Origin of the sequence: Moorena sp. SIO1G6 (assembly GCF_010672795.1) — a bacterium.
Classification (GTDB): Bacteria; Cyanobacteriota; Cyanobacteriia; order Cyanobacteriales; family Coleofasciculaceae; genus Moorena; species Moorena producens.
In genome coordinates, this window is sequence record NZ_JAAHFZ010000007.1 from 107,293 (window position 1) to 124,562 (window position 17,270).

The 17,270-nt window shown below is 42.0% G+C and carries 12 protein-coding genes and 1 pseudogene; 6 read left to right on the forward strand and 7 right to left on the reverse strand.

Annotation, left to right across the window (positions count from 1 at the left end):
- The first annotated feature begins 9 nt into the window (after positions 1-9).
- On the forward strand, positions 10-4,107 hold the full coding sequence (locus F6K63_RS08935) for a HEAT repeat domain-containing protein (protein WP_287311757.1): 4,098 nt from the start codon (positions 10-12) through the stop codon (positions 4,105-4,107).
- A 6-nt stretch (positions 4,108-4,113) separates the two neighbouring features.
- Here the strand turns inward: F6K63_RS08935 and F6K63_RS08940 are convergent, their stop codons facing one another.
- The 6 genes and pseudogenes from F6K63_RS08940 to F6K63_RS08960 all read right to left on the reverse strand — a co-directional run bounded on the left by F6K63_RS08940 (position 4,114) and on the right by F6K63_RS08960 (position 9,923).
- Positions 4,114-4,827, reverse strand: coding sequence for a hypothetical protein (locus tag F6K63_RS08940; RefSeq protein WP_287311759.1), 714 nt, complete (start codon positions 4,825-4,827; stop codon positions 4,114-4,116).
- 57 nt (positions 4,828-4,884) lie between these two features.
- Positions 4,885-5,112, reverse strand: a complete 228-nt coding sequence (locus F6K63_RS08945) for a hypothetical protein (RefSeq protein ID WP_287311761.1) — start codon at positions 5,110-5,112, stop codon at positions 4,885-4,887.
- Between the two features lie 275 nt (positions 5,113-5,387).
- The gene (locus tag F6K63_RS37715; RefSeq protein WP_502708291.1) at positions 5,388-5,591 is read right to left on the reverse strand and encodes an HNH endonuclease; all 204 of its coding nucleotides are present in this window, start codon (positions 5,589-5,591) and stop codon (positions 5,388-5,390) included.
- A 107-nt stretch (positions 5,592-5,698) separates the two neighbouring features.
- Positions 5,699-7,215: pseudogene (gene ltrA / locus F6K63_RS08950) on the reverse strand (group II intron reverse transcriptase/maturase); the annotation flags it as partial.
- Between the two features lie 575 nt (positions 7,216-7,790).
- Positions 7,791-7,967, reverse strand: coding sequence for a hypothetical protein (locus F6K63_RS08955; RefSeq protein ID WP_287311764.1), 177 nt, complete (start codon positions 7,965-7,967; stop codon positions 7,791-7,793).
- Positions 7,968-8,774: 807 nt separating this feature from the next.
- Entirely contained in the window at positions 8,775-9,923 is a 1,149-nt protein-coding gene (locus tag F6K63_RS08960) for a CobW family GTP-binding protein (RefSeq protein ID WP_287311766.1), read from the reverse strand.
- 324 nt (positions 9,924-10,247) lie between these two features.
- Between F6K63_RS08960 and F6K63_RS08965 the strand changes: the two genes are divergently transcribed.
- Positions 10,248-11,444, forward strand: a complete 1,197-nt coding sequence (locus F6K63_RS08965; RefSeq protein ID WP_287311768.1) for an RNA-guided endonuclease InsQ/TnpB family protein — start codon at positions 10,248-10,250, stop codon at positions 11,442-11,444.
- A 97-nt stretch (positions 11,445-11,541) separates the two neighbouring features.
- The gene (gene cysS / locus F6K63_RS08970; protein ID WP_287251119.1) at positions 11,542-13,026 is read left to right on the forward strand and encodes a cysteine--tRNA ligase; all 1,485 of its coding nucleotides are present in this window, start codon (positions 11,542-11,544) and stop codon (positions 13,024-13,026) included.
- A gap of 440 nt (positions 13,027-13,466) precedes the next feature.
- Here the strand turns inward: cysS and F6K63_RS08975 are convergent, their stop codons facing one another.
- Entirely contained in the window at positions 13,467-14,342 is an 876-nt protein-coding gene (locus F6K63_RS08975; protein ID WP_071105104.1) for a sulfotransferase domain-containing protein, read from the reverse strand.
- A gap of 453 nt (positions 14,343-14,795) precedes the next feature.
- On the opposite strand from F6K63_RS08975, the gene F6K63_RS08980 reads away from it, so the two are divergent.
- The 3 genes from F6K63_RS08980 (at position 14,796) to F6K63_RS08990 (ending at position 17,211) form a co-directional block, all read left to right on the forward strand.
- The gene (locus F6K63_RS08980) at positions 14,796-15,338 is read left to right on the forward strand and encodes a dihydrofolate reductase family protein (RefSeq protein ID WP_287251118.1); all 543 of its coding nucleotides are present in this window, start codon (positions 14,796-14,798) and stop codon (positions 15,336-15,338) included.
- A 135-nt stretch (positions 15,339-15,473) separates the two neighbouring features.
- Positions 15,474-16,202 (forward strand): pentapeptide repeat-containing protein, encoded by a 729-nt coding sequence (locus tag F6K63_RS08985; protein ID WP_287311821.1) that lies wholly within the window; start codon positions 15,474-15,476, stop codon positions 16,200-16,202.
- A gap of 760 nt (positions 16,203-16,962) precedes the next feature.
- The gene (locus F6K63_RS08990; protein ID WP_008185921.1) at positions 16,963-17,211 is read left to right on the forward strand and encodes a DUF4212 domain-containing protein; all 249 of its coding nucleotides are present in this window, start codon (positions 16,963-16,965) and stop codon (positions 17,209-17,211) included.
- Positions 17,212-17,270 lie beyond the last annotated feature (59 nt).

Below are 17,270 nucleotides of genomic sequence, written 5' to 3' on the forward strand. Positions count from 1 at the left end.
ATCCTTAAGATGATCAATTGGGATCCCTATCTAGCATCAATCCGTAACACCTACGCCAAATGGTGGCAAGTTTATACCCTCACCGATGTCCAAGGCCGCAAGCCCAAGCCGCAGCAACAGACCCCTAGACTGTTTAACTTTAACCTGATGGTCCAAACCATCAAGTCGGAGCAGCCACAACCAGACGAAAATCGGGAAGAAATTGAGCGCTTACCTGTCCTAGAAGGATTGCTCAAGTATGCTACTGACCATGTTTTACTAGTGGGTCGTCCGGGTTCCGGCAAATCCACTGCGTTATTGCGATTGTTGGGGGATGATGGGATACCAGGGAAAATTCCGGTGCTGGTGGAACTGCGATATTACCAGACATCCGTGTTGGAGTTAGTACGGAATTTTCTGAAACGCCATGATGTACTGCTGGACTCCACCGATATCGAAAGACTATTGTTTGAGGGACAATTCTGGTTACTGATCGATGGGGTAAACGAGCTACCGTCAGAAGCAGCACGTGTGGATTTGACTCAGTTTCGGCAGAATTACCAGAAGCCTACTCCCATGATTTTCACCACTAGGGATTTAGGAGTTGGTGGTGACTTGGGGATTCAGAAGAAGTTGGAAATGCAATCCTTGAGTGTAGAGCAAATGTCGGAATTTGTCCGAAAGTATTTGCCACAACAGGGGGAGCAGATGCTTCAGCAGTTGGGCGATCGCTTACGGGAGTTTGGCCAAACTCCCCTACTATTAATGATGCTATGTGCCCTGTTTCAGGATAAGGGAGAGATACCGTCAAATCTGGGTTTAGTCTTTCGCTCATTTACCCAGTTCTATTCTGATAACATCAAGCAAGATGTTAGGGTTTCCGAGGAATCAAGAGGATTTTGGACTGACTTGCTGCAACAGTTAGCTTTTGTGATGACAACTGGGGATAAGCCCAAAGAGATTACTGTTGCTATTCCTAAGACAAAATCCCAGGAATTTTTAACTAACTATCTAGGTCAGAATGGTTGTATCGATCCTAAAGTTCGCGCTAGAGCTTGGCTAAAGGATTTACTCAACCATCACTTGATTCAACAATCAGGAAAATTGATTGAGTTTCGACACCAAATGATCCAAGAATACTATACAGCCGAATATTTATTGAAGCAATTACCAAGTATCAGCGATCAGGAGTTACAACAGAACTATCTCAATTATTTGAAATGGACAGAACCTCTGGTGCTGATGCTGCAATTGCTAGATGATCAAGCCCAAGCCCAGCGTGTTGTCAAGTTAGGATTAGCAGTGGATTGGCAACTGGGAGCGAGGTTAGCAGGAGCAGTAAAACCGCAGTTTCAGGAGCAGACTGTTGGGTTGGTGCTTGGGTTAAAGGTTCCGAAGTTAGTTAAGCTTCAATTGTTGGGAATAACTGGATCAGACAAAGCGATACCTGAGCTAAGTAAATTCCTGAATCATAACAACTTTGCTATGCGTTGGAGTGTGGCAAATGCTCTCGAAAAAATTGGGACAGAAGCCACCATAGACCTGTTAAGTAAATGCCTGAATGATGACGAATCAAATGTGCGTAGGAAGGCGACATATGCTCTGGCTGAAATTGGCACAGAAGCCACGATTGCTGCCTTAAGTAAATGCCTAGATGATGACGACTCACTTATACGTAGGAGGGCGGCAGAAGCTCTAGTTGAAATGCGGTCACCAGCAACTATCGATGTTTTGATTAAACTCCTTAAATCTCAAGACTATCGTGGAAGTTATAAAGTGACCTATGCTTTAGCTGAAATCGGTGATAAATCAGCTACTAAGGCGTTGATTAAACTGTTGGAAGATAAAAATAATAAGATTCGGAGAGATGCAGCTAATGCTCTCGGAGCAATCGATTCAGAAACGGCTGTTGATGGTCTTCTTACCTGTCTAGATGATCAAGACTTTATGGTACGGATAACGGCAGTGACAGCCTTGAGTAAAATCCAGTCACCAGCAGCTATTGATGGGCTACTTAAATTCCTGGAAGATGAAAACTATAAAGTCTATTATACTGCAGCAGATGCGGTGATAGAAATCTTCTCACTATCCGTTAATGATGATCTGATTAGACTCCTCAAATATAAAAATTCCTATGTGCGCATCAATGCTGCAAAAGCTCTGATTAACTACCAATCACCAGAATCCCTAGTAGTTATTGATCCTCTGATTAAACTCTTTAAATATGAAGAGCATTATGTAAGGTATATTGCGAAACCAGCTCTGGTAGAAATTGGTTCATTAGATGCTATTAATGAACTGATTAAACTCCTAGACGATCAAGACGACGAGCTACGTTACCTGGCAATAGAGGCTTTGGGAGAAATTGGCTCAGAAGCGGCTAGTGATGGGTTAATTAAATGTCTGGAAGATGACCACTATTTAGTGCGTCGTGAGGCCGCAACTGCTTTGGGTGATATTGGCTCAGAAGCAGCGATTGATGGATTAATTAAATGTCTGGAAGATGACCACTCAGATGTGCGTTGGATGACAGCAGAGGCTTTGGGTAAACTTAAGTCAGCAGCGGCGATTGAGGGGTTAATTACATGCTTGGAAGATGAAGAAGATTTGGTGCGTAGTCAGGCAGCAGAGGCTTTGGGGAATATTGGAGCAACGTCTGCGATTGATGGATTAATTAAAGTCCTGGAATATGATGACTATTCTGTGCAGAAAAGGGCAGCAGATGCGTTGGTTAAGATTGCTTCACAATCCGCCACTAATAAGTTGATAAAAATCCTAGAGCATGAGGATTTTGATGTGCGGATGATAGCGGCAGAAGTTATCGGAAAAATTGGCTCACAATCTGCTATTTCAGAATCTGCTATTGATGGACTAATTAAATGCCTGGAAGATAGCTATAATTATGTACCTGAAAGGGCAGCCGAAGCTCTGGGAAAAATTGGCACAGAAGCTACTATTCCTAAACTGATTAATCGCCTCAAAAACGAAGAATTTGTACAAACTAATGATGGCATAAGCTGTGATCAAACCATAAATGTCCTTAACGCCATTCAAGAGCGCTACCAAATCTACAACCCAACCTATAGTCCCAAACCCACTCCCAAACCAATTGCCACTCAAACCATGTACATCCTCCACCTCTCGGACCTCCACATCACCACCCCTGACCAAGCTACCCTTTGGTCAAACCAACTCGCCCAAGACCTAATTCAAGACCTTCAAATCCCTCACCTTGACGCTCTTATCCTCTCCGGTGATATCGCGAATTATTCCACTCCAGAGGAATACCAGGCTGCACAACAGTTTCTCCACAACCTCCGCCAAGACTTTTCCCTAGACTCGAAGCAAATTGTTCTAGTTCCCGGTAACCATGACCTCAATTGGGAACTTTCAGAGGAGGCTTATGATTTTTGGTATCGCAAAAATTACCAAGGTACACTAACAGAGGGTCACTACATCGAAGAAAGTGAACGGGTGATTCTAGTCCGACATGAATCCAAATACCAACAACGGTTAGCCCACTTCAGCGAATTCTATCAAGCTATCAAAACTCAACCCTATCCCCTCGACTATGACCAGCAAGGGATTATCGACTATTTCCCAGACCAAAACTTGCTGATCCTAGGACTAAACTCCGCTTGGGAACTGGATCACCACTTTAGAGCTCGTGCTAGCATCCACTCCGGTGCTCTAAGCAAGGCTCTGGCCGAAATTCGCCGTAACCCAGACTACGGCAACTGCCTGAAACTAGCGGTTTGGCACCATCCCCTCAATAGTGCTGGAAGCGATCGCATTACCGACCAAGGATTCATGGAACAACTCGCCAAAGCTGGATTCCGCTTCTTCCTCCACGGACACATCCACAAAGCCGAAACCAGCCTTTTCCGTTACGACCTCAGTCCAACTGGGCGCAAACTCGACCAAATTGGTGCTGGCACCTTTGGGGCACCTACCAAAGAACTCATACCCGGTTATCCTTGGCAATATAATCTACTGAAAATTAAGGATAATCAGCTCACTGTCTACACTCGCCGTCGGGAAGAAGAAAATGGTGCTTGGAAACCTGATTCACGGTGGACTCAGGGTCCAGGAAAAGGTGGTTTGGATTATTATTCCATTGAGTTGTAGGGAGTTTTATTCAGGTTTAGCTAATTCAGCTAGATAATCCTTAACTAACACTTCGATTAGCATTGGATCTAAATTGCTATGGTGAAATTTGATAGCTAAAGGCACCGTTAGTCTTTGCTGATTATTGTCGTAGGTTCGCTTTCCAAAGTAGAAAAAACTCTGGGTATTTCCACGACCTGTCTGGATAGAAAAACTTAGAAAATCTAAGCCAGGAAGATTACCAACAAATTGACCCAGTTGGTAAGCATAGGAGCTATCCTTATTATTGGGCAATATAGGATTAGCGAAAATACTGTCTTTGGTATTTCTGTATACTTCTGAAAATTCAAGCCATCCTAATTTTGTGGCATTATTGATGATCATTGGTAAAAATCGAGCTTCCCCTCCCACTGCTGTCGGACAAAATAATGGTGGATTATTAATTTGATACCATTTCTGGTTAATAAATCTCCACCAAAAAGGAGGATGTTTTTTCAGGGCTTTAAGTAATTTCCAGATTAAGAAACACGTAAAAGTTGAATAGTCATTTTTGAAATTATCGTTATAATTATTTTCGGCATCGGTTAAGTCTAATCGTAAGGTAATATCTAAATACGGATTTACTACCTTTGTTTCGTCAATAAAAAGGTCTAGTGCCCAGCCGACATAACTATTTTTGTATTGCTCAGTATCTAAGGGTATAGCGTCGTATTTGTCTAAATAGTAATTTAAATCGTCCATGATTTAAGTATTAGTTAAGGCTAATAGTATTTTAGCTAAGCATTCAGCCGTCAGCCGTCAGCTGTCAGCCGTCAGCTTATTGTATTCAAAAGCACCGATTGCGCGTAGCTGTTCGCGTAGCGTGTGCGTAGCACATAAGCTAATCACTGATAGCTGATAGCTGATAGCTGATAGCTGATAGCTGATAGCTGATAGCTGATAGCTGATAGCTGATAGCTGATAACTGATAGCTGACCGCTGACCGCTGATAGCTTCCAAAAAAATAGCCGTAGAAATACTATCCACGGCTATTTCAACTCCACAATAAGTCAGTTGAAATTGTGATATCACTAAGTTCCCAAATCTAACCCGATGTGATGATTTGATTGGCCAAAGGTCACGCAAGGGGGGGAAATCCCCCCAGAAATTTAAAGTGTTATGGCAACAGCCAATACTTAGTTATGGTAGTCATCAATTAAACTAAGCCAATAGGTCACCCCATTAACTCGTCTTCAAAACCGTACGTGACACTTTCGCATCATACGGCTCCTCATTATAGGAACACACTGACATTGGTACCTCTAGAACGGATTCTCATCTAACTGTTTCGAGTTGACTTTGTTTCCGTGCTTAAAATCGTGACAATGAAGGTGTAGTAATTCCAGATTTTCATCCTTGTTACTTCCATCCAGTGCGCGCGGTATTATATGGTGCGTTTCCAATAAATCTCCATCCCTGTTCGCGAAGCGTCGGCTACGCCGAAGGTGAGACCACAATGAGCACATTTCCGGAAACGAAACCTTAGATAGTGGAGCCTTACTACAAAAGACTTCAACCTTTTACGCATAACCTACCAACTATAAAGGCTCCACTATCTTACGGTAACTTCAAACCCTTTTTGTCTTTTCAAAAGTTTTACCTTTCTACTGGTTGCTTCAGGATGTTTACTCAGTCTGGTGCTCCAGTAAATTAGGTCTCCATCATCTGGGCTTTTAGTGTCTTTGACCTTTTTATACCGTACGATTTTGGTCGAGGCATGTAAGGGCAGGTAGTTTTCCTTCCCGGTCATGAACATCCAGTTGTCCTTTCCGATGGTTCCCCAATATTTCTTGATTACCCAGGTTATTGATTTTTTGGGGTGTCTCCTTTTTCCCCATCTCCGGAGTTTTTTCCATAGCAGGTGTCCCAAGGTGCTGTTCGCGTAGCGTGGCCATAGGCCAAGGTTTCTTTACTACAGACTGAACTGTAGTAGTTACACCATCCTCGTATAATGGGTTTCATTTGGCGTATTAATGCCTCCTGTGGGGCAGCTCTGTATTTATCTATGACTTTTGAGAGCTGCCTATAATGCTCTAGAACTTTTTCTTTTGACGGTTTGATGATGGTTTTAAACCCTTGTTTGGACTGGTTTTTACCTACTTTGTATTGACGAATATTGAATCCTAGGAAGTCAAATCCGTCAAAAGTGTGAGTAACCTTGGTCTTGTTTGGTTTTAATTCCAAACCCATGTCATTCAACCATTTGCTGATAATTTTTTGACATTCTTCTACCACGGTTTGGTCTTTGTGCATGATGACAAAATCATCCGCGTATCGGATTAGACTTAATGCTCTCCTATTCTTGGATTTATTTCCTTTCATAGTTTCTGCGAATTGTTTAATCCGTTCCTCCATTCCGTGAAGGGCTATGTTGGCCAAAAGAGGAGATATGACTCCACCTTGTGGGGTGCCCTTTTCTGTAGTAGAGAATATCCCTTTATCCATGACACCGGCTTTTAACCAAGACTTGATTAAGCGTCTGATGGATGGGTAAGTATTTAACTTACTCAGAAGTGCATCATGGTTGATTTTATCGAAACATTTGGCAATATCCGCATCTAGTACCCATTTGGGTTTTCTGCTGATATTTTTAAATGTTGCTTCAATGGCATCGTGACATGAGCGTCCTGGTCTGAATCCGTATGAATTGGGTTCAAAACGCGCTTCCCATTCCGGTTCTAATGCCTGTTTGGTTAGCGCCTGCAATGCGCGGTCGTACATGGTAGGGATTCCTAATGGGCGTTTTTCCTTTCTTCCAGGTTTGGGAATCCAGACCCGACGAGTAGGTTGTGCCTTTTTGGAGATTTTGAGTGAGTCTACTAAGGCGAGGCGTCTTCTTTGGTTAAGATGTTTGACCCCGTCTATTCCGGCAGTCTTTTTGCCCTTGTTCTCCTGTGTAACCCTACGCACCGCAATCATTTTTGCACTCCAGGATTTCATCAGAGTTTTTTGCAGCTTTCTTATCGCGCGGACATCACCACGTTCAGAGGCTCGAAATATTCGCTTTTGCAACTTAAATAGAGTCTTTTCTAACTTTCGCCAGTTGACTTTATTCCATTCCACCGTCTGGAAGCCCAGGGTTTTAGACATATCTATTGGTACTTACAACTATTTCTTTTCCTACAACGTGAGTCCGTCAGCGTATCCTAGGCATTACCCTAGGCGTTGGCTTCTGACTCAATCTTCCCCCGGTGCGACATACGGCTAACTACCTACTCAGAATATTCGACCTTTCAACAGAGTACATATCGGGGTTAATTCGTTCCTGATAACCATTCTATGGACTTTTAGGGTGGTACTTTTCACCGGGAATATATGGGAAATCATTAATTGAGGGAAGAACCAATTAATCCTGTTCCATTGACTTTTGTCTGTGGCGTGTCAATCCATTTCGCCACGTAGTTCTAACGATGATTCAGACGTACCTTTCTCTCGTACCCATGAGTCCTCTGCCTGTTACTAACTTCCCCTGGATTGGTTCCGCTTCACTGTTCGACCCTTGCATTAATCCGTAAGTTCGTTATTTCTTATGAATCAGGGTAGGGCTGTCACTCGGATTTCACGAGGGATGGATTTTCACCATCATGGTTATCAAGTTGTCAAGGTTCAGTTTCCCGAGACCAAGCGGCTAATCCCCCAAAACCCTTGTAGGGCAAGGTTTCTAGTCAACGAATCGCACCTTCCCCGGGAACCTCAGTTTGCTCCAGAGGGGTCCATTCAGCAATCGACCCATAGCCTAGGGAATAAAGCATCTGCATACTATAGATTACGGCTTCACGAGAACCTTTCAGGACGTGCTTAGCGGGTTGTTTTTTGAAATTTTGGGAAAATTTTTTGGACATCACTAAAAAACTGAACTCATTGTGATTTTAGTGATTATTGTAATGATTATAATTTAATTTGTCAAGGGTTTTATAAAAGTTTTTTTGGGGAGTTTTAGGGGTAATTAAGAATGTAGAATTAAGAATGTAGAATTAAGAATTGAGAATTAAGAATGTAGAATTAAGAATTGAGAATTAAGAATGTAGAATTAAGAATTGAGAATTAAGAATTGAGAATTGAGAATTGAGAATTGAGAATTTAGTGCGTAGGATGCATTAGGGGCGGGCTCGCCCTAATTTTCAACACCGAGCGCCAATGTTGGGATAGCCCGCGCCGTAACGCACCACCAAGTAGAATGTAGAATTGAGAATTGAGAATTGAGAATTGAGAATTAAGAATGTAGAATTGAGGACGTTGCTGAATTGAAGTATGAATGCGCAATCATCTGATTGTGGTCAAGACCCCTAAATTCCCATCTTTAAAAAAGCTAAGCATCCGCTAATTCCCCCCAAGCGAGCAATCCCTCGCTTGGGGGGCTAGGGCATGTTTTCAAAGTTTTCCGCAAGATTATGATCCCCCCCAGCCCCCCTTAATAAGGGGGGAGCGATACTCAAAGTCCCCCTTTTTTAAGGGGGATTTAGGGGGATCTCCGAGTTTGAAGACACGCCCTAGGGGGGCGGGGGACCCAAGAAAGTCTTGTTCCCCCCAAAATTGGGGGGCTAGGGGGGCTCAATCATACCCATAATCAGCAACGCCGAATTTAGGATTCTGCATTCTTAATTCTTCATTCTACATTCTTAATTCTTCATTCTTAATTCAACAATTACTTACCAAATCCCCTTCCCTGTATTGGTAGACTCTGAAGAGATACACTGGTTTAATTGTTCACGTAATGTATCATGATCTAAATCTTGACCAATCAGCACTAATTGATTTTTTGGTTCACCTTTCCACTCATCATCTTCAATAGAGAAACGCTTACCACTGAGGTGGAAGATGTGACGCTGAGGACTTTGATCAAACCAGAGAATTCCCTTAGCGCGGAACACATTAGAGGATAACTTATTGTCTAGGAAATCCTGAAACTTCCGAAGCCCTAGGGGCTTGTCACTCTCGAAAGAAAGGGAAGTGAATCCGTCAATTTCTAGGTGATCGGAGTGATAGTGATGAGCGTGATCATGGTCATGATGGTCATGGTGGTGATGATCATGGTCATGGTGATCATGGTGGTGATGATCATGGTGATCATGGTCATGATGGTCATGATGGTCATGATCATGGTGGTGATGATCATGATCTGATGTTTTGCTGTCGAAATACTTATCAGACTCAAAGAGACCAACACTGAGAATTAAAGGAATTGGCACTTCGGCTTTAGTAGTTCTCAAAATCCTAGCATCAGTTTTCATATCTCTGAGCCGGTTTTCCAAGTGGTCTACATTGGCTTGATCGACCAAGTCAGTCTTGTTGAGGATAATAATATCCCCATAAGCAATCTGATTAGTTGCCGCGTCACTATTAAATAGATCGATACTAAAGTTTTCTGAATCTACCATAGTGACAATAGAATCAAGACGAGTCATATCTCGCAATTCTGTGCCCAAAAAGGTTAGCGCCACTGGTAAGGGGTCCGCTAATCCGGTAGTTTCCACCACTAAATAATCCAGCTTTTCTGGATGCTCCAATACGTTGTAAACTGCTTCAATTAAATCATCATTAATGGTGCAGCAGATACAGCCATTATTCAGGGCGACCATATTATCATCAGTATTGATAATCAGCTCATTATCAATACCAATTTCACCAAACTCATTAACAAGGACCGCTGTTTTGACGCCTTCTTGGTTACTTAAGATATGGTTAAGGAGGGTGGTTTTGCCGCTACCCAGGAAACCGGTAATAATGGTAACGGGTAAGCCTTGTTTCGGGGCTTCCATCCCTTGACCAGATGGGGAATCAGTCGGTAAAGTTTGCATAAGGCAACTTGTGAAAACAGTTGAGAATCAAGATATACCAAGATATCGTATTTTATCTAAAACAGCAATTCATCTCCAGCTAACCCTACGGGTATAACGGGAGACGGGGCGTATAAAGTGCTCCCGCAGGTGACCCACACAGCCCGGAGACGAAACCTTAAAATAAGGCAGCCTTAATCATAAAGTTTTAACCCTTTTACCCATAGCCGACCAACCATAAAGGCTGCCTTATTTTTGCGGTAACTTCTGACCCTCATGAATTGCGCTTACTTGACACCTTACACAGAATATATTATAATGTAAGTATATACCAAAGAGTAAATAATGGTCGAAAAAGCTTACCGTTACCGTTTCTATCCAACCCCTGAACAGGAAACTCTGCTGAGGAGAACTCTAGGATGTGTAAGACTTGTTTACAACAAAGCTTTAGATGCTAGGACTTCAGGTTGGTACAAACGCTCCCGACGGATAAGCTACAAGGAAACTTCCTTAATGTTGACAGAATGGAAAAAACAGGATGACTTGTTCTTTTTGAATGACGTTAGTTCTGTTCCTCTTCAGCAAGGATTAAGACATTTACAAACCGCTTTTACTAATTTCTTTGCCGGTCGAGCTAAGTATCCTAACTTCAAGAAAAAACGTAATGGTGGTAGTGCAGAATTTACTAAGTCAGCATTCAAATGGGAAGATGGTCAAGTCTATCTTGCCAAATGTAAAGAACCTTTACGGATTCGTTGGAGTCGTCAGTTACCTGCAAACTGCACTCCAAGTATTGTTACAGTTAGCTTAGACCCATCTGAGCGGTGGCAGATCTCAATTAGGTTTGATGACCATAGAGATTTGAGCTTACCGACCACAGATAAACAAGTTGGCTTGGACTTAGGAGTTACTAGCCTGATCACAACAAGCGACGGAGATAAAATTGCCAATCCCAAACATTTTAAAAAGCTCAAGAAAAAGCTAGCTAAATACCAAAAAGCTTTGTCACGAAAACAAAAAGGTTCTAATAATCGTTACAAAGCCAGGTTAAAGGTTGCCAGGGTGCATGCACAAATCAAAGACTCTAGACGAGATTTTACCCACAAGCTAACTACTCAACTGGTCAGAGAAAACCAATTGATTGCGTTTGAAGATTTAGCTGTGAAAAATCTGGTCAAAAATCACAAACTAGCTCAAGTTATCAGTGAAGCCAACTGGGCGGAAATAATTCGTCAGATTAAGTACAAGTCTCAATGGTATAATCGAGAAGCCATTTCCATTGATAAGTGGTTTCCTAGTAGCAAACTGTGTTCTGTTTGCCTAAATCGTGTTGAGTCTTTAGCTTTGAATATTCGGGAATGGGATTGCCTATCCTGCAATGCTCACCACGATCGTGATATCAATGCATCAATTAACATTTTGGCGGCAGGACTTGCCGTGTCAGTCTGCGGAGCGACCGTAAGACCCGAAGAGAGTAAATCTCGGAAGGCTGGTGCGAAAAACTCCCCCAAGGGGAGAAGGAAACAGAAACCTAAGTCGTGAGTCTTAGGAATCCCTCGTTATAATCTTTGATTTAACCAGGGAGGATGTCAAAAGTATATCTATAGCCCACTGTTGGTGATTTTATCTTTTCTTTGTCATGACCCTAAACCTTTACAATACCTTAACCCGCCGCAAGGAATCCTTTGAGCCATTGGAAACTGGGAAAGTCCGGATGTACTGCTGTGGCATTACGGTGTATGACTTGTGCCACTTGGGTCATGCTAGAACTTGTATTGTCTGGGATACCGCTCGTCACTACTTACAATGGCGGGGCTATGAGGTAAATTATGTCCAAAATTTTACAGATATTGATGATAAAATCCTAAACCGAGCCCGAAGGGAAGGCACCTCTATGGAGGCAGTGTCGGAACGCTTCATTGATGCCTATTTTGAAGATATGGCAAGGCTGAATGTCCAAGAGGCTAATGCTTACCCCCGCGCGACTCATAGCTTAGATGGAATCAAGCGACTGGTGTGTGAGTTGGAACAAAAAGGCTATGCTTACGAAGCCGATGGGGATGTGTACTATTCAGTGCGTCGGTTTGAGGAGTATGGCAAACTCTCTGGCCGCAAGTTAGAGGATTTGCAAGCAGGAGCCAGTGGACGGGTAGATGTAGCCGACTCGGTTGGGCCAAAGAAGAAAGACCCCTTTGATTTTGCGGTTTGGAAAAGCGCTAAGCCAGAGGAACCATCCTGGGAATCCCCTTGGGGACCTGGTCGTCCAGGTTGGCATATTGAATGCTCGGCGATGGTGCGAGATATGCTCGGGGAAACGATTGATATTCATACTGGTGGCTCTGACTTGGTTTTCCCCCACCACGAAAATGAAATTGCTCAATCGGAAGCTGTAACTGGTAAAAGCCTAGCCCGTTATTGGTTACACAATGGCATGGTCAAGGTGGATGGAGAGAAAATGTCTAAGTCTTTAGGCAACTTTACTACTATCCGAGACTTACTCGACCGTCCCGTTGACCCCATGGCAGTGCGGCTATTTGTGTTAATGGCGCAATACCGTAAACCAATAGATTTTACTGATGATGCGATCGCATCTGCTACCAATGGCTGGCAAACTCTCAAAGAAGGCTTGCTGTTTGGTCATAACTATGGTATACAATTAGGATGGCAAGACCAATCAGCCACACCCAAACCATCACAACCCTTGCAGGATGACTTATCAAATAAAACCATAGCGCAACAGTTCCAAGAAGCCGTAGATGACGACTTAAACTTTGCTGGAGGGTTAGCGGTATTGTTTGAAGTGGCCAAAGGGTTACGCCGGGAAGGCAATATCCTCGTACATCAGGGTAAAACCGAGACTCCTGCTTCAGAATTAGAGCAGCAATGGCGTAGTCTCGTGGAATTAGCCGAGGTATTAGGGTTAGAAGCACAACCGGAAGAAGAAGCTGAAGTTTCTACGGATGGATTGAGTGATGGGGAAATTGAAGCACTGATTCAGCAGCGGGCTGAAGCACGGAAAACCAAGAACTTTGAATTAAGCGATCGCATTCGCGATGACTTGCAAGCTCAAGGGATTACGTTGATTGACCAGGGTGGTGGCGTTACCACATGGCATCGCAATTAAGGCTGAATTGTGAAAACTACAGCTGAATTGTGAAGGTTTCGGCTTAATTGTGAAGACTTGAGGGTGAATTGTGAAGGTTGTCCAGAATGCCGAATGTAGAATGCCGAATGTAGAATTCCAAATGTAGAATATAGGATGCCAAATGTAGAATGAAGAATTCCGAATGTAGAATTACCAATTCTTAATTCTTAGTTCTAAATTCTAAATTCTAAATTCTAAATTCTAAATTCTAAATTCTAAATTCTTAGAGGTTGTCTGAGAAGTCTCATTTGCTACATCCAAGCCCCCTAAATCCCCCAATTTTGGGGGACTTTTACCAGCCAATTGATTCTTGTTCCCCCCAGAATTGGGGGGCTAGGGGGGCAAAATTCAATATCAAAAAACTTTTCAGATATCCTCTAAATTCTAAATTCTAAATTCTAAATTCTACATTCTACATTCTAATAGGTCAATTCAAAGTCAAATTCCAGACCAAATTGTGCCATTCTTGATTGGTATAGAGCATCAAAAATACTAGTCTCTTCTGAAGAAAAGTGGTTTTTCCAATCTCCTACAATTCCTTTGCGCATATGTTTGGGGATACCTTCTCGCTGAGGCACCCAATCCAGATTAGCTTTGGGATTGATTGCCATTGCCGAAAATTCACTACCAGCAACCACAGCATCGAGTAAATCGGAGGTTAAGGGAATATCTATAAAGCTAGCAACATCGGTAACGACTTGAGCTAAATCCTTTTTCATGTCTTCGTACTTGACAAACATGACATTATCTGAATCTTGGCTTGCTTTCCACCATTCCCAAACGTGATCGAATATTGAGCCATAGGCCACCTTGCCTTCACGATATAGCGTAATAAATTCGCTCCAACTCCCCTCGTATCCCATTTTGCTCAATGCATGATAATAATAGGAAACAGCATTATCCTTAGGATTGCGAGCCACATAAATATACTTTGCTTTAGTTTCGCCAAACATTGGCATCAAAGACAACGGTAAATGAGTGTGAAAGTAACGGCGATCGCTAGGAGTTTTAATCAGATTCTCTAAACCTCCATAACGAGTTGCTGCACCTTCTAACCAAGGAACTGCTTCACTCAATACTTTGTCCCCTTGCTCTCCATTGTGAGCAAGCAAGTGAACAATCTGCTCCATCCATGTCGTACCAGATTTAGGATAGGCGACAACAAAGGTATCCCGATCCCCGACTCTAAAGTCCTTAAGGGCATCGATTTCCTTCTGGGTAATGAAAGCTGGAAAGACAATTAGACCTTCTGGATTCTTACCGTCTTTTACCAGTGCTTGCTTATAGTCTGCCATGGATTACAGGCTCTTCCGTACTTGTTATGCTAAATAAACAGTATTTCACAGCGGATCACCGGAACAGCGGATCACCGGAACAGTCGTCAGAGGCCGTATTCAGAAAATTTTGTTAGTTGAATATCCTAATTTTACCTGTAAAGAAAGCTTTCTGAGTTTTTTAACTGGAAATTTAGCATAAAATGTACTGAAGACGCCGCATTTCTCACAAATTTAGCGATCGCAAACCCTGAAAGCGTTATTAAATCTGGGCTTGACCCTGATCAAAATGAATAGAAAAAACAATACACTGTTTAAACCCTTACCTGTTTAGGTTGGATTTGACTGGATAAGGGCTACAGCTACTAAAACTATCTTTGTGAGAAATCCGGGAGCTACTTTTGCCGTATCTGGTTAGAACCTGCAATATTTATAGTTATCAGGATTAATTTTGACAATTACGGATAAAATCTAATGACCAATTATGTCTATATAGCAACAAGCTTAGATGGATTTATCGCTACAAGTGATGGCGGATTAGATTGGCTAGAAGAAATACCTAACCCCGAACAAAGTGATTATGGATATGCTAAGTTTATGAAAAGCATAGATGCCATAGTGATGGGAAGAAAAACCTTTGATAAAGTTTTAACTTTTGGTCAATGGGTTTATCCAAAACCCGTTTTTGTATTAAGTAATAGCTTAACAAAGCTTCCAGAAAAAGTTTTTGGTAAAGCAGAAATTCTTCGTGGAGATATAAAAAAAATAATTAATCATTTGAATCAAAAGGGATATACAAATCTTTACATAGATGGAGGTAGAGTAATCCAAAGTTTTCTTCAAGAAGACCTTGTTGATGAAATGATTATTACTCGCGTTCCAATTCTTTTGGGAAAAGGCGTTCCTTTATTTGGAACCCTAGAACAACATCTTAAATTACGACACAAAAAAACTGAAATATATAATGATACTTTAGTAAAAAGCTACTATATAAGAGAGAAAAATATTGAATTATAATTAAAAATATATACAAATAGCATTTACTTTTTCTGCCATTAGTCCAATGAAACTTAGACAATCGTTTATCTGGGTAATTTCTTTGGGATTAGTTGCCCGGGAATTACTTGGCTGATTATCAATCAAGACAATCCTCTGGAACAGTTACGGGAAACAAAAAATTGTCAAAACTGTAATTTAGCAGGGCTAGAACTTTCCAGATATGATTTAAAAGGAGCGAATCTCGAAAAGGCTAATTTAGAAGGGGTTAACTTAGCGGGAGCTAATCTAGAAAAGGCTAATTTGGTAGGGGTCAATTTAGAGGGAGCTAACCTCGAAAACGCTAACCTGAAAAAAGCTAACCTCAGTGGGGCTAATCTCCGTAGAGCTAACCTGAAAAAAGCTGATCTTGTTTGGAGCAACTTCACAGAAGCTAACTTAGAACAAGCTAATCTCCAAGAAGCCAACTTATCAAATATTTTCGCCAAAGCAATTAAGCTCGAAAGAGCTAACCTCAGGGAAGCTAATTTATCAAAAGCCAATCTGGTAGGGATTAATATGAGTGGAGTGAACCTGGAGAAAGCCAATCTCCAAGAAGCAACACTGGCTGAGCTGAATACAAGTGCTTCATTGCCATTCGATCATTATTTAATAAGTGCCAATCTCAGGGGGGCGAACTTGATGGGAGCTAATCTTGAACGGGCTGACTTGAGGGGAATTGACCTCTCCGATGCCAACCTCTCCGACGCTAGCCTCAAGGGAGCACAACTAGACTATACCTTGGAGCTTACTGATTGGGGTTCTCCCAACAAAGTTTACCGTGCCAACCTCAAGGGGGCGAACTTAACCAATACTATTATGCCCGATGGTAGCACCCATCAATAGGGATACTATTAAACCGGGATTAATTTAGCTATCAGCTATCAGCTATCAGCTTAAGCGCTACGCGCACGCTACTTGAGGTGCTATCAGCTATCAGCTATCAGCTAATGCGCGTAGCACAATCGGTACTTTTGAATAAAATAAGCTGACCACTGACCACTGACCACTGACGGCTGAATGCTAACAGATTAAGAAATACCCCGATCAAAATCAGGTGTGATTTTAGCGATCGCGTTTGGCGATCAACTTACGATTTATTTTATCGAAACTTAGCATAATCTTGATCTAAGCTTTACGTTTCTTAACCAAATAGTATTCACAATTCATCTACTATTCCTTTAAACAACGGGAAAAGCCGTCTGGGGCAGTGCCAAAGTTCACAGATGTGATCAGCTTATGCTGGTGCGCATCAAGCAATGCCATAACCTAAAGACAGGATTAAATCCCCAAAATTGTTTAGTTTTATTAAGAAAACCCCAAAAAGACGGTTTTTGTTCACCTTTGGTGTAACCTATCCCTAAGCTTCGGCAAATTTTCTGTATATATTAGCACATTTTGAAATACCGATACGCCATGTTAAGGCAATGTAAGCTATCAGCTATCAGCTATCAGCTATCAGGTATCAGCAGTAGGCCACGCTACGCGAATGGCTGAGGGCTGACCGCTAAGGGCTGAATGCTTACAGGGCAATTATCGGTGGTTGCTCTATATCCAGAAGCTAGTCAAGCGTAAATAGTAAATTTAGTCTATTACTAATAAAACTATGAACCAAAACAAGCGTCAGGCATACTGGCGTGCCAACATCGCATTAATTCGGAATCTCTTAATTGTTTGGGCATTCGTATCCGTTGTATGTAGCATTCTGCTTGTAACATTACTGAACAACGTCAGTGTAGGGAATATTCCCCTAGGCTTCTGGATGGCACAACAAGGTAGTATTTTTACCTTTGTCGTCCTAATTTTTATCTACGCTATACAGATGGATAAAATTGACCGTAAATACAAAAAGTAATGTTTACTGTTGGTAAATAAATTGGGAAATAAATGGCTTTGCTTAACTAAACTATATTT

Coding starts and splice junctions, on each gene's coding strand:
- cysS (WP_287251119.1), top strand. CDS start 11,542: ATGACCCTAAACCTTTACAATACCTTAACCCGCCGCAAGGAATCCTTT.
- F6K63_RS08955 (WP_287311764.1), bottom strand. CDS start 7,967: ATGTCCAAAAAATTTTCCCAAAATTTCAAAAAACAACCCGCTAAGCAC.
- F6K63_RS08980 (WP_287251118.1), top strand. CDS start 14,796: ATGACCAATTATGTCTATATAGCAACAAGCTTAGATGGATTTATCGCT.
- F6K63_RS08960 (WP_287311766.1), bottom strand. CDS start 9,923: ATGCAAACTTTACCGACTGATTCCCCATCTGGTCAAGGGATGGAAGCC.
- F6K63_RS08990 (WP_008185921.1), top strand. CDS start 16,963: ATGAACCAAAACAAGCGTCAGGCATACTGGCGTGCCAACATCGCATTA.
- F6K63_RS08975 (WP_071105104.1), bottom strand. CDS start 14,342: ATGGCAGACTATAAGCAAGCACTGGTAAAAGACGGTAAGAATCCAGAA.
- F6K63_RS08935 (WP_287311757.1), top strand. CDS start 10: ATGATCAATTGGGATCCCTATCTAGCATCAATCCGTAACACCTACGCC.
- F6K63_RS37715 (WP_502708291.1), bottom strand. CDS start 5,591: ATGTGCTCATTGTGGTCTCACCTTCGGCGTAGCCGACGCTTCGCGAAC.
- F6K63_RS08940 (WP_287311759.1), bottom strand. CDS start 4,827: ATGGACGATTTAAATTACTATTTAGACAAATACGACGCTATACCCTTA.
- F6K63_RS08965 (WP_287311768.1), top strand. CDS start 10,248: ATGGTCGAAAAAGCTTACCGTTACCGTTTCTATCCAACCCCTGAACAG.